Raw genomic sequence first — 12260 nt, 5'->3', positions numbered from 1 at the left:
GCTTGGTCACGCTCGCGCGGCACTCACGACCCGGGTGCCGGCGAGGCGATCGTGCGCCGCCCGGTGCTCGGGGTCGCGCCAGGCCATGAGGATGCTGCTCGCGGGATGAGCAACGAGAGCGTGTAGGTGACCGCCATCGTCCCGACGTCCTCGGGATCGAGGATCGCCCGGGCCACGGCGACGTGGGCGAACTGCCAGGGCAGCAGCTCGACGGCGTTGCGGACGGCGACCCGGCCGAACCCGGGCGGTCCACCGTCGGGGCCGACGACCCGCAGTCCGGCCCGTCGCTCGCCCCAGCCGGCCGCGTGCCGGCCGGCCTCGCCCGCGGTGAGGAAGGCCCGGATCGGCAGCACGGTGAGCAGCGCGACCACGTCGGCCACCACGGGCGGGGGGGGGGGGGACGGTGCCGGCGGGAGGACGGTCCGCAGCACCGGACCCGCGACGGTCAGAAGCGCCAGCCAGCACAGGATCGCGGCGTAGTCCCGCAGCGAGGCGCGCCATCGCGCCCCTCCCGGGCCGCCAGGGCCGGGCCGCATCGGTCACCGGCGGACCGTAGCCGGATCGTCCCCAGGAGGAGAGGCAGGCCGGCTCACTCGTCGTCGGTGCGGTACCCCAGGTTCGGTGACAGCCAGCGCTCGGCCTCGGCGAGCGTCCAGCCCTTGCGGCGCGCGTAGTCCTCGACCTGGTCGCGGCCGAGCCGCCCCAGCACGAAGTAGCGCGACTGCGGGTGGGCGAGGTAGAGGCCGCTGACCGCGGCGCCGGGCCACATGGCCATGCTCTCGGTGAGCGTGATGCCGGTGGTGGCCTCGACGTCGAGCAGCTCCCAGATGGTGCGCTTCTCGGTGTGCTCGGGGCAGGCCGGGTAGCCCGGTGCGGGGCGGATGCCGCGGTACTGCTCGGCGATCAGCGCGTCGTTGTCGAGGTGCTCGTCGGCGGCGTAGCCCCAGAACTCCCGGCGCACCCGCTCGTGCAGCCGCTCGGCGAAGGCCTCGGCGAGCCGGTCGGCCAGCGCCTCGAGCATGATCGCGCTGTAGTCGTCGTTGGCCGCCTTGAACGCCGCGACCCGCTCGGCCGAGCCCAGCCCCGCGGTGACGGCGAACGCGCCGACGTAGTCGCGCAGCCCGGTCTCCTTCGGCGCGACGAAGTCGGCCAGCGACTTGCGGGGCGAGCCGTCCCGGCCCTGGGTCTGCTGGCGCAGCTGGTGCAGCGTGGTCCGGACGGTGGTGCGCGACTCGTCGGTGTAGACCTCGATGTCCTCGCCGTCCACCCGGTTGGCCGGGAACAGGCCGAACACGCCCCGGGCCTGCAGCCAGCGCTCGGCGACGACCCGGTCGAGCATCTCCTGGGCGTCCTCGTACAGCCGCCGGGCGGCCTCGCCGGTCGCCGGGTTGTGCAGGATGTCGGGGAACCGACCGCGCATCTCCCAGGCGTTGAAGAACGGCTGCCAGTCGACGTACCGGCGCAGCTCCTCGAGCGGGTAGTCGTCGAGGACCCGCGTGAACTGGGTGGCCCGCCCGTGCAGGTGGTCGCAGTCCGCACCCGAGCAGACGTCCCTGGCCTGCTGCAGCAGCATCCGCGGCCGCGGCGGGGCGTAGGACGACCAGTCGACCGGCGGCGCGGCGGCGCGGGCGGCCTCCAGCGGCAGCAGCGCGCGGGTGTCCTGGCGGGCGGCGTGCCGCTCGCGCAGGCCGGCGTACTCGGTCTCGACGTCGGCCAGCAGCTTCGGGCGCTGCTCGTTGGACAGCAGCGCGGCCACGACCGGGACGGAGCGGGACGCGTCCTTCACCCAGATGACCGGCCCGTGGTAGCGCGGGGCCACCTTGACGGCGGTGTGCGCCCGCGAGGTCGTCGCCCCGCCGATGAGCAGCGGGATGTCGAAGCCCTGCCGCTCCATCTCCGCGGCCAGGTTGCTCATCTCGTCCAGCGACGGGGTGATCAGCCCGGACAGGCCGATGACGTCGGCACCCTCTTGCTTGGCGGTGTCGAGCACCTTCTGGGCCGGCACCATGACGCCGAGGTCGACGACGTCGTAGTTGTTGCACTGCAGGACGACGCCGACGATGTTCTTGCCGATGTCGTGGACGTCGCCCTTCACGGTGGCCATGACGACCTTGCCGTTGCTGCGCTCGACGTCACCGGGCTGCTTCTCGGCCTCGATGAAGGGCACCAGGTAGGCGACGGCCTTCTTCATCACGCGCGCGGACTTGACCACCTGAGGCAGGAACATCTTGCCGGCGCCGAACAGGTCGCCGACGACGTTCATCCCGCCCATCAGCGGACCCTCGATCACCTCGATCGGCCGGCCGCCGCGCGCGGCGATCTGCGCCCGCAGTTCCTCGGTGTCGGCCTCGACGAACCCGTCGATGCCCTTGACCAGAGCGTGCGCGATGCGCTCCTCGACCGGCAGGGAGCGCCACTCCTCGGAAGCGACCTCCTTCTGGGCGCCGTCCCCGGCGTACTCGGCGGCAATCTCCAGCAGCCGCTCGGTGGCGTCGGGGCGGCGGGCCAGCACCACGTCCTCGATCCGCTCGCGCAGCCGCTCGGGCACCTCGTCGTAGACCTCGAGGGCCCCGGCGTTGACGATGCCCATGTTCATGCCGGCGGCGATCGCGTGGAACAGGAACACCGCGTGGATGGCCTCACGGACGCGGTTGTTGCCGCGGAAGGAGAACGACACGTTCGACACGCCGCCGCTGACCAGCGCGCCGGGCAGGTGCTGCTTGATCCAGCGGGTGGCCTCGATGAAGTCCAGCCCGTACCGGGCGTGCTCCTCGATGCCGGTGGCGACGGCGAAGACGTTGGGGTCGAAGATGACGTCCTCGGCCGGGAAGCCGACCTGCTCGACGAGGATGTCGTACGCCCGGCGGCAGATCTCCTGCCGCCGCTGCAGCGAGTCGGCCTGGCCCTGCTCGTCGAAGGCCATGACCACGACGGCGGCACCGTGCTTGCGGCACAGCCGCGCCTGCTGGACGAACTCCTCCTCCCCCGCCTTGAGGGAGATGGAGTTGACGATCGACTTGCCCTGCACGCACTTGAGGCCGGCCTCGATGACCTCCCACTTGGAGGAGTCGACCATCACCGGCACGCGGCAGATGTCGGGCTCGGCGGCGACCAGCTTGAGGAAGCGGTCCATCGCCTCGACGCCGTCGATCATCCCCTCGTCCATGTTGACGTCGATGACCTGCGCGCCGGCCTCGACCTGCTGGCGGGCCACGGCCAGCGCCGTCGGGTAGTCGCCGGCGCGGATCAGGTTGCGGAAGCGGGCCGAGCCGGTGATGTTCGTCCGCTCGCCGACGTTGACGAACAGCGAGTCCTCGTCGACGACGAGCGGCTCCAGGCCCGACAGCCGCAGCGCCGGCCGCACCCGCGGCGGCGTCCGCGGAGCCCGGCCCTCGACGGTCGCGGCGATCACGGCGATGTGCGCCGGCGTCGTCCCGCAGCAGCCGCCGACCGTGTTGACGAAGCCGGCGTCGGCGAACTCGGCGAGGACGGCGGCGGTCTCCTCCGGCGACTCGTCGTACTCGCCGAAGGCGTTGGGCAGGCCGGCGTTGGGGTAGCAGGAGACGTAGGTGTCGGCGACCCGGGACAGCTCGGCCAGGTAGGGCCGCATCTCCGCGGCACCCAGGGCGCAGTTCAGGCCGACCAGCAGCGGGCGCACGTGCCGGATGGAGTGCCAGAACGCCTCGGTCACCTGGCCCGACAGGGTCCGCCCGGAGGCGTCGGTGATCGTGCCGGACACCATCACCGGCCAGCGCCGCCCACGCTGCTCGAAGAGCGTCTCGAGCGCGTAGATGGCGGCCTTGGCGTTGAGCGTGTCGAAGACGGTCTCGATCAGCAGGACGTCGACCCCGCCGTCGACCAGGCCGTCGGCCTGCTCCAGGTAGGCGAGGGCGAGCTCGTCGAAGGTGACGTTGCGGGCGCCGGGGTCGTTGACGTTGGGCGAGATGGACGCCGTCCGGCTGGTCGGGCCGAGCGCGCCGGCGACGTAGCGCGGCCGGTCCGGGGTGCGGGCGGTCATCGCGTCGGCCTCGGCGCGGGCCAGCCGTGCCGCGGCCACGTTGATCTCGTAGGCGAGGTCGGACATGCCGTAGTCGCGCAGCGAGATCGCCGTGGCGTTGAAGGTGTTCGTCTCGACCAGGTCCGCGCCGGCCTCGAGGTACTCGCGGTGGATGCCCGCGATGATCTCCGGCCGGGTGATGCTCAGCAGGTCGTTGTTGCCCTGCACGTCGGTGGGCCAGTCGGCGAACCGCTCGCCGCGGTAGCCGGCCTCGTCGGGCCGGTCGCGCTGGATCGCCGTCCCCATGGCGCCGTCGAGCACCAGGATCCGCTGCCCCAGCACGGCCGTGAGCTCCGCGGTCGCGTCCGGGCGGAGGTCGGGCGACACGATGCGGGACGGCACCGAGCCAGGGTAGCCGCCGCCGGGGCCCCGGGTCGCCCGCGCGGGGGACGCCGGAGCCGCCGTCCGGGCCGAACAGCGCGGCGGACAGGCCCGACCGACGTAGGCTCGGAGGGGTGATCGACCCGAAGTCCACCCCTGAGGACCTGCCCCGGCTCGACGACCCGGTGGTGGTCGTCGCCTTCGAGGGCTGGAACGACGCCGGGGACGCCGCCACCGGGGCGCTGGAGCACCTGGAGCTCATCTGGGACGCCACGCCGCTCGCCGCGCTGGACCCCGAGGACTACTACGACTTCCAGGTCAACCGGCCGACGGTCTCGCTGATCGGCGGGGTCAGCCGCCGGGTCGAGTGGCCCACCACGCGCATCTCCGTGGCCCGCCCGCCGGGCTCGGAGCGGGACGTCGTCCTGATCCGCGGGATCGAGCCCAACATGCGCTGGCGCAGCTTCTGCGAGGAGCTCATCGAGCTGTGCCAGGAGCTCGACGCGCGCACCGTGGTCGGTCTCGGCGCCCTGCTGGCCGACACGCCGCACACCCGCCCGACCCCGGTCTTCGGCTCGGCCTACGACGCGGAGTCGGCCGAGAAGTGGGGCCTGGACACCTCCCGCTACGAGGGGCCCACCGGCATCCTCGGGGTCTTCCAGGACGCCTGCGTGCAGTCCGGGCTGCCGGCGATCAGCTTCTGGGCCTCCGTGCCGCACTACGTCTCCCAGCCGCCGTCCCCGCGGGCCACGGTCGCGTTGCTGCGGCGCGTGGAGGAGGTCCTCGAGCTCACGGTGCCGCTGGGCGCGCTGCCGCAGCAGGCCGAGGAGTGGGTGAAGACCGTCGACGAGATGGCCAACGAGGACGCCGAGGTCGTCGAGTACGTCCGCTCGCTCGAGGAGCGCGCCACCGAGTCCGACCTGTCCGAGGCCAACGGCGACCAGATCGCCCGCGAGTTCGAGAGGTATCTGCGCCGCCGTGGCGGCACGGCCTGAGGTGGCCGCCTCCGCAGGCTCACCGCGAGCCTGCGGGGGTAAGAGGAAGGCATCCTCTTGCTCCGCCGCCGGGGTCCCTCCTCGAACTAGTTCGCGAACGCGGTGCTACCTCCGGTGGCACCGCGCTCGACGAGGCCACAGTTGGGCATAACGGTCGCCGACGCCGATGCCGGGATTGCTCGCGGATTGCCGGTCCTGCAGCACCGGCAGTGCGGGAGGAACGCCGGCAATGCCGGCCGTGAGCAGCAGGCCCCGCAGGGGCTCCGCGAAGAACGGCCCAGTGGCTCGACGGCACAGGGGACGCGGCGCCTGGACGCCGTGGGGACGAGGAGCGTCGCGACGACTCAGCGCAGCAGCGGGCGCATGCGGGCGGTCGCGTCGGCGTCGAAGAGGCGGTCGTGCGTCGACAGCGCGTACCGGTCGGTCATCCCCGACACGTAGTCCACGACCTGGGTGACCGGGTCGGCCGAAGTGTCACGGTAGGTCGCCGGGATGAGCTCGGGGTGGGCCAGGTGGTGGTCGACGAGCCGGCGGGTCACGTCGATGGCCAGCTGCTTCTGCCCGGCCGCGGTCTCCGAGGCGTAGACCCGCTGGAACATGAACGCCCGCAGCTCGTGCATGGCCTCCAGCGGCCCGGGCGCCATGACCACCACTCCCCCGTCGGCGAGCGACCCCTCGACGACGGCGTCGATCATCGCGCCCACCATCCGGCTGCCCGGGTCGCCGAAGACGGCGCGGGCGCGGGCCGGGAGGTCGCGCACCTGCAGCACCCCGGCGCGGACGGCGTCCAGGGCGTCGTGGGACAGGTAGCCGATCCGGTCGGCGTAGCGCACGCACTCCGCCTCGCGACTGGTCGGCGGCGGGGTGATCTTCCAGCTGTGCGCGCGGATGCCGTCGCGGACCTCCCAGGTGAGGTTGAGGTGCTCGAGCACCTCAACGATCCGCACCCCCTGCGCGGCGTGGTGCCAGCCGCCGGGGACGTAGGGCTCCAGCGCGTCCTCGCCGATGTGGCCGAACGGCGAGTGGCCGAGGTCGTGGCCGAGCGCGATCGCCTCGGCGAGGGTCTCGTTGAGGCCGAGCGCCCGGGCCAGCGAGCGGGCGACCTGGGTGACCTGCAGCGTGTGGGTCAGCCGGGTGACGAAGTGGTCGCCGTCGGGGTTGAGGAAGACCTGCGTCTTGTGCTTGAGCCGGCGGAAGGCCTTGGCGTGCAGGATCCGGTCGCGGTCCCGCTCGAAGGCGGTGCGCAGCGCGTCCTCGGCCTCGGGGACGGCGCGGCCGCGGGTCGCCGTCGACCGCGTGGCCGCCGGCGCGAGGGCCTCCTCCGCGCGCTCCCGGGCCGCCCGGTCGACCAGGCGGAAGGACCCCTCGTCCATCAGCACCCCTGGAGCGCCACGCCCAGCAGGGCGTCGACGGCGTCGCACACGATCGTCGGGGCGCCCTCCTCCTGCTCGTCCGCCGTGGCCGCGAGGGTCCGCTCGGCCCACGCGTCGACCAGGGCGATGGCGCCGGGGCTGTCCAGGTCATCGGCGAGCCGCTCGCGCAGGCCCTGCAGCACCTCGGCGGCCGGGGCGCCGGCGTCGCGGGTCACGGCGCGGCGCCAGGTGGCCAGCCGCTGCTCGGCGCCGGCCAGCAGGTCCGGCGTCCAGGCGCGGTCGGTGCGGTAGTGGCCGGCCAGCAGCGCCAGCCGGATGGCCATCGGGTCGACGCCCTCGCCACGCAGCTTGGAGACGAAGACCAGGTTGCCGCGGCTCTTGCTCATCTTCTCGCCGTCCAGGCCGATCATCGCGGCGTGCACGTAGGCCCGGGCGAAGGGCAGCTTCTCCCCCGTCACCGTGGCGGTCAGCGCCTCGGCGTGGACGGCGGAGAACTCGTGGTGCGGGAACACCAGGTCGCTGCCGCCGCCCTGGACGTCGAAACCCATCCCGATCGTCTCCAGCGCGATTGTGGCGCACTCGATGTGCCAGCCGGGGCGCCCGGCGACGCCCCGCGGGCCCGGCCAGGACGGCTCCCCCGGCCGCCGGCCGCGCCACAGCATCGGGTCCAGCCGGTTGCGCTTGCCGGGGCGGTCGGGGTCGCCGCCGCGCTCGGCCGAGAACCGCAGCATGGTGGCCTCGTCGTAGCCGGACTCGCTGCCGAAGCCGGGGGCCTGCGCGATGTCGTGGTAGACGTCGCCGGTGCCGTCGTCGAGCACGTACGCCAGCCCCTCGTCCAGCAGCGTCTCGACGTGGGCGACGATCCGCGGCACCGACTCCACCGCGCCGACGTAGTCGTCGGGCGGCAGCACCCGCAGCGCGGTCATGTCCTCGCGGAACAGCGCGGTCTCGCGCATCCCGAGCACGACCCAGTCCTCGCCGTCCCGCTCGGCCCGCTCCAGCAGCGGGTCGTCGATGTCGGTGACGTTCTGCACGTAGTGGACGGCGTGGCCGGCGTCCCGCCACACCCGGTTCACCAGGTCGAAGGCCAGGTAGGTGGCGGCGTGGCCGAGGTGCGTGGCGTCGTAGGGCGTGATGCCGCAGACGTACATCCGCGCCGTCGTGTCCGGAGTGGTGGGGACCACCTCGCCGCGCGCGGTGTCGTGCAGCGTGAGGACCGGACCTGAGCCCGGGAGGGTCGGGAGGAGCGGAGCGGGCCAGGCGAGCACGTACGGAGCCTAGTTCGGCCGGCCGACGCGCCCGGCTCAGCCCGGGGCGTCGACCGAGACTCCCGGTATCTCGATCTCGGCGAGGGCGGCGGGCGGCGGGCGGCGGGCGGCGGGCCCCAGGGGAGCCGACGGCGTCCTCCTGCCCGGGGCCGGCACGCCGCGGCGGTCCCGGCGAGCGCACGTGTGCGGGAGAGTGGGGCACTGCCGCCGAGGGGGGACGCGATGGAGCTCGACGACTATTTGCCTGTCCTGCAGAAGGCGAACGCGCGCTTCGCCGACGTCGCCGCCGAGGCGGTGCTCGCCCGCGGCTGGGAGACACCGGTGCCCGGCTGTCCCGGATGGACGCTGGCCGACCTGGTCTGGCACCTGGCCGAGGTGCAGCACTTCTGGACCTGGGTGGTGCGCACCCGCGCGAGCGACCCCGGCGCGTACGCCGAGCCGGTCCGGCGTCCGGACGACGAGCTGCTCGGCTTCGGCCTGGCCCAGTCGGCGGAGCTGGAGACGGTGCTGGACGGCGCCGACCCGGCCGAGCGGGTGTGGACCTGGGCGCCCCGGCAGGACGTCGGCTTCGTGCTGCGCCGGCAGGCGATGGAGGCCGTGGTGCACACCGTCGACGCCGAGCAGGTGCTCGGCGACGTCCGCCCGGTCCCGACCGGTGTCGGCCTGGACGGGCTGGACGAGTGGCTGGAGGTGATGGTCCCCGGCGCGCTGCCGGAGGGGCCGCCGGAGGGCGCGCACCCCGTCGTCCTGCACGCCGTGGACGCCGGGGTGGACCGGGTGCTGTTCCCCGGCTCGCGGCCGGCGCCGATCGCCCGGCTCACCGGCACCGCGGGCGACCTGCTGCTCGCCGTCTGGCGGCGGGTACCGCTGGAGGTGCTCACCGTGGACGGCGACGGGTTCCAGGCCGCCGCGATGATCGACCTGGTCCGGCTGGAGTAGCGCGGCTCAGTCAGCCCGCCCTGATCATCGGCAGGTGGTCGTCCGCTCCGGCGTGTCGGGCGGCCACCCGCCGATGGTCACGGCGTCGCTTCCACCCGCTCAGGGCCAGGTCCTGGCGTGCCGCTCGAAGTCCTCCCCGGTCTGGACGCCGACGACGTCGAAGACCATGCCGGCGGGGTCCTTCATCTGCCAGAAGCCGCCCATGTCCGCGATCCGCCGCGCCCCCAGGGCCTCCAGCCGGGCCACCTCCGCGTCGACGTCGTCGGTCTCCACGTCGACGTGCCAGCGTGGCGGCGTCCCGTGCCCGGTGCGCTGGACCTCGAGGTGGAAGCCGCCGGCGAAGGCGCCCAGCGACGACCAGTTCTCGTCCGAGGGGTCCGGGGACGCCTCGTGACCGGTGGCGCCGGACCAGAAGGCCCGCCCGGCGTCGTGCAGGTCGGGGGGCAGGTCGAGCATGAGGACGGCCAGGCGCGAACGGTGCGGCATGCGGCGATCTTGGCCCCCTGCAGGGTCCCGCCGCGAGCATCCGAGCGGTGGGAGGCAGGGGGTCCTGTCTCAGAAGGGCGGCCAGGGCAGCGCGGGCCAGTCGCCGCTGGGCTGCGGGTGCCGGCCGGTGCGCAGCAGCTCGGCGACCCGCTGCTGGGTGCGGCGCACCTCGCGCCGGGTCAGGTGCTCGTGCAGCTGCTCGCCGAGGTCGCCGAGCAGGTCGCCGGTGAGCCGCTCCAGCACCTCCACCGCCTCCCCCGGCAGCGGCTTCCCGGCCCAGCGCCACAGCAGGGTGCGCAGCTTGGGGTCGACGGAGAAGCAGATGCCGTGGTCGACGCCGAAGACGTGCCCGTCGGAGGTCGGGATGATGTGCCCGCCCTTGCGGTCGGCGTTGTTGACGACGGCGTCGAACACCGCCATGCGGCGCAGGCCGGGGTGGTCGGAGCGGACGAAGGCGGCCAGGTCGACGTCGGGGTCGCCGTCCACCCACAGCTGCACCATGCCCGGGCCGAACGGGCCGTCGCGCAGCACGGTCGGCGGCACCACCCGCCAGCCCGTCGCGTCCGACACCAGCGCGGCGGACACCTCGCGCCCGGCGAGGGTGCCGTCGGGGAAGTCCCACAGCGGCCGCTCGCCGGCGACGGGCTTGTAGACGCACTCGGCCACGAGCTCGCCGGTGCGCACGTACCCGACCAGGGTGACGTTGCTGGCGTCGAGCATCCGGCCCTCGAGGTCGATCTCGCCCTCGAGCAGCAGGGCGCGTGCCTCGGCGTCGTCGGCCGGGGGACGCAGGTCCGCGGCGGGGTCGGCGGGGCGCTCGGTCATCGAGGCGCTCGGTCGGGGCTCAGCGGCGGTAGCCGTTCTGCCGCGGGCACACGTGCCCGGCGGGGTCCAGCGGCAGCGAGCACAGCGGGCACGCCGGGCGGCCGGCGGCCACCACGCGGCGCGCCCGGACGACGAAGGCGCGGGCGGCGGCCGGGGTGATGGTCACCCGCAGCGCGTCCGGGCCCTCCTCGCTGTCGGAGAGGATGACGTCCTCCTCGACGGGCTCGTCGCCGGCGGCCACGGCCTCGACGACGACGGCCTGCGCCTCGCCGTCCCACGCCAGGCCCATTGCCGCGACCCGGAACTCCTCGTCGACCGGGGCGGTGAGCGGCTCCAGGTCGTCGACCTCGGCGTCCGGCGGGACGACGGAGCCCGGACGGGTGGCGACCTCGTCGAGCAGCTCGTTCATCCGGTCGGCGAGCACCTGGACCTGCGCCTTCTCCAGCGCCACGCTGACCACGCGGCCCGCAGCGTCGGCGGCCTGGAGGTAGAAGGTGCGGTCGCCGGGCTGGCCCACCGTGCCGGCGACGAACCGGGACGGGCGGTCGAAGAGGTGGAGCTGGCGCGGCACGGGCCCAGGTTACGCGGGGGCGCCGGTCGGGCGAGCCCGGAGGCGGGCTCAGGCGGTCGCGCCCGCGCCGCCCCCGACGACGGCGTCGGAGTCGGCCCTGCGGCGGCGCCGGCCCTTCTTCTTGGGCGGGACGAGCGCGGCGACGTCCCCGCCGGTGTCGTTCATGCGCACCACGAACGGGCGGGTGTCGGTGTAGGTGACCACCGATACCGAGGCGGGGTCGACGACGATCCGCTGGAACTGGTCCAGGTGCAGGCCGAGGGCGTCGGCCAGCACGGCCTTGATGACGTCGCCGTGGCTGCAGGCCAGCCAGACGGCGTCCGGACCCAGGCGGGCGTTCCACTCCCGGACGGCGGCGACCGCGCGGGCCTGCGTCTGCGCCAGCCCCTCCCCCTCTGGGCCCGGGAAGACCGCGGCCGACGGGTGCTGCTGCACGACCTTCCACAGCGGCTCCTTGACCAGCTCCTTGAGCGGGCGGCCGGTCCAGTCGCCGTAGCGGGCCTCGCCGAGCCGGTCGTCGGTGGCCAACTCCAGGTCGCGCCCGGTGAGCACGGCGGCGGCGGTCTGCCGGCAGCGCTCCAGCGGGCTGCTCACGACGGCGGCCAGCGGCACCGGCGCGAGCCGCTCCCCCACCGCCCTCACCTGGCCGGTGCCGGTCTCGTCGAGCTGCACGCCCGGGGTCCAGCCGGCCAGGACGCCGCCGGCGTTGGCCGTCGTCCGGCCGTGCCGCAGGAGGAGAACGGTGGTCACGACGCACGAGCCTAGAGAAAGGACCCTCCTGCCCCCCACCGCTCGCCAGCTCGCGGCGGGACCCTGCAGGAGGGCCGGGGCCCGCCCTGGGCCTGCGAAGGGCAGAGAGGACGGGGTCCTCTCGCTGCCCCCCACCGCTCGCCAGCTCGCGGCGGGACCCTGCAGGAGGGTCGGGGCCCCCTGAGCTGCGGAGGTCTGCAGCGAGCCGGCCTCAGCGCTCCCCCGCCGCGGCGTCCACGGCGGCGACCATGTCGTCCAGGAAGGCGTCGATCACCGCCCGCTCGGCCGCGCTACGACGGTCGAGGACGGCCGCCGTGGCGTTGACGAGCGGCCCGAAGAAGGCCCAGCCCAGCTCCTTGGCCGAGTCCTGCACGAGGACGTCGACCCGCCGACGGTCGTCGCTGCGCGGGACGCGACGCACGTGCCCGGCCCGCTCCAACCGGTCGAGCAGCGCGGTGACCGAGGCAGTGGTGACCCGCAGCTGACCGGCCAGCCAGGTCGGGCTCGCCGGGACGCCGGCCCGCTCCCGGTCGAGCAGGCACACCAGCGCGCGGACGTCGGTGGCGCTGAGTCCGTTCCGCGCGGCGAAGGCGGCACCCGCCGCGTCGAGCAGCAGCGTGAGCGCGCGCAGCCGGTGCACGGTGGCCGGCGCCTGCCTCCCCTCCGCCATGCCGG

11 protein-coding genes are annotated in these 12260 nt (G+C 74.3%); 2 read left to right on the top strand and 9 right to left on the bottom strand.

Annotation, left to right across the window (positions count from 1 at the left end; all coding sequences use genetic code 11):
• Window positions 1-23 precede the first annotated feature (23 nt).
• Both GOBS_RS25460 and metH read right to left on the bottom strand, forming a co-directional pair.
• Entirely contained in the window at window positions 24-383 is a 360-nt protein-coding gene (locus GOBS_RS25460) for a hypothetical protein (RefSeq protein WP_166487386.1), read from the bottom strand.
• 206 nt (window positions 384-589) lie between these two features.
• Window positions 590-4399 (bottom strand): methionine synthase, encoded by a 3810-nt coding sequence (gene metH, locus GOBS_RS13045; RefSeq protein WP_012948739.1) that lies wholly within the window; start codon window positions 4397-4399, stop codon window positions 590-592.
• A 113-nt stretch (window positions 4400-4512) separates the two neighbouring features.
• Here metH and GOBS_RS13040 point away from each other — a divergent pair, with 113 nt between their 5' ends.
• The gene (locus tag GOBS_RS13040; protein WP_012948738.1) at window positions 4513-5373 is read left to right on the top strand and encodes a PAC2 family protein; all 861 of its coding nucleotides are present in this window, start codon (window positions 4513-4515) and stop codon (window positions 5371-5373) included.
• A 344-nt stretch (window positions 5374-5717) separates the two neighbouring features.
• On the opposite strand, the gene GOBS_RS13035 is transcribed toward GOBS_RS13040, so the two are convergent.
• Both GOBS_RS13035 and mshC read right to left on the bottom strand, forming a co-directional pair.
• Window positions 5718-6746 carry an HD domain-containing protein gene (locus tag GOBS_RS13035; RefSeq protein ID WP_012948737.1) on the bottom strand — a complete coding sequence of 343 codons (1029 nt, stop codon included), beginning with the start codon at window positions 6744-6746 and terminating at the stop codon, window positions 5718-5720.
• A complete protein-coding gene (gene mshC / locus GOBS_RS13030) occupies window positions 6746-8014 on the bottom strand; it encodes a cysteine--1-D-myo-inosityl 2-amino-2-deoxy-alpha-D-glucopyranoside ligase (protein ID WP_012948736.1) in 1269 nt (422 codons plus the stop codon). Before mshC ends, GOBS_RS13035 begins: the two co-directional genes overlap by 1 nt.
• Before the next feature lie 222 nt (window positions 8015-8236).
• Here mshC and GOBS_RS13025 point away from each other — a divergent pair, with 222 nt between their 5' ends.
• The gene (locus tag GOBS_RS13025) at window positions 8237-8953 is read left to right on the top strand and encodes a maleylpyruvate isomerase family mycothiol-dependent enzyme (protein WP_012948735.1); all 717 of its coding nucleotides are present in this window, start codon (window positions 8237-8239) and stop codon (window positions 8951-8953) included.
• Between the two features lie 99 nt (window positions 8954-9052).
• Here the strand turns inward: GOBS_RS13025 and GOBS_RS13020 are convergent, their stop codons facing one another.
• From GOBS_RS13020 to GOBS_RS13000, 5 genes are all read right to left on the bottom strand, one after another.
• On the bottom strand, window positions 9053-9439 hold the full coding sequence (locus GOBS_RS13020) for a VOC family protein (RefSeq protein WP_012948734.1): 387 nt from the start codon (window positions 9437-9439) through the stop codon (window positions 9053-9055).
• A 69-nt stretch (window positions 9440-9508) separates the two neighbouring features.
• Complete coding sequence (locus tag GOBS_RS13015; protein ID WP_012948733.1) at window positions 9509-10264, bottom strand: SCO1664 family protein; 756 nt, start codon at window positions 10262-10264, stop codon at window positions 9509-9511.
• 19 nt (window positions 10265-10283) lie between these two features.
• Window positions 10284-10835, bottom strand: a complete 552-nt coding sequence (locus GOBS_RS13010) for a DUF3090 family protein (RefSeq protein WP_012948732.1) — start codon at window positions 10833-10835, stop codon at window positions 10284-10286.
• A gap of 48 nt (window positions 10836-10883) precedes the next feature.
• On the bottom strand, window positions 10884-11585 hold the full coding sequence (locus tag GOBS_RS13005; RefSeq protein WP_012948731.1) for a histidine phosphatase family protein: 702 nt from the start codon (window positions 11583-11585) through the stop codon (window positions 10884-10886).
• A 211-nt stretch (window positions 11586-11796) separates the two neighbouring features.
• Window positions 11797-12255, bottom strand: coding sequence for a MarR family transcriptional regulator (locus GOBS_RS13000; RefSeq protein WP_012948730.1), 459 nt, complete (start codon window positions 12253-12255; stop codon window positions 11797-11799).
• Between the last annotated feature and the right edge of the window lie 5 nt (window positions 12256-12260).

Source organism: Geodermatophilus obscurus DSM 43160 (genome assembly GCF_000025345.1).
Taxonomy (GTDB): Bacteria; Actinomycetota; Actinomycetes; order Mycobacteriales; family Geodermatophilaceae; genus Geodermatophilus; species Geodermatophilus obscurus.
Note: the sequence above shows the minus strand (reverse complement) of the source record. Positions and strands in the feature narration are given on the sequence as shown.

Excerpts from the sequence above, each read along its gene's own strand:
- GOBS_RS13035 (WP_012948737.1), bottom strand. The coding sequence starts at position 6,746 with ATGGACGAGGGGTCCTTCCGCCTGGTCGACCGGGCGGCCCGGGAGCGC.
- GOBS_RS13000 (WP_012948730.1), bottom strand. The coding sequence starts at position 12,255 with ATGGCGGAGGGGAGGCAGGCGCCGGCCACCGTGCACCGGCTGCGCGCG.
- GOBS_RS13025 (WP_012948735.1), top strand. The coding sequence starts at position 8,237 with ATGGAGCTCGACGACTATTTGCCTGTCCTGCAGAAGGCGAACGCGCGC.
- GOBS_RS13020 (WP_012948734.1), bottom strand. The coding sequence starts at position 9,439 with ATGCCGCACCGTTCGCGCCTGGCCGTCCTCATGCTCGACCTGCCCCCC.
- GOBS_RS13015 (WP_012948733.1), bottom strand. The coding sequence starts at position 10,264 with ATGACCGAGCGCCCCGCCGACCCCGCCGCGGACCTGCGTCCCCCGGCC.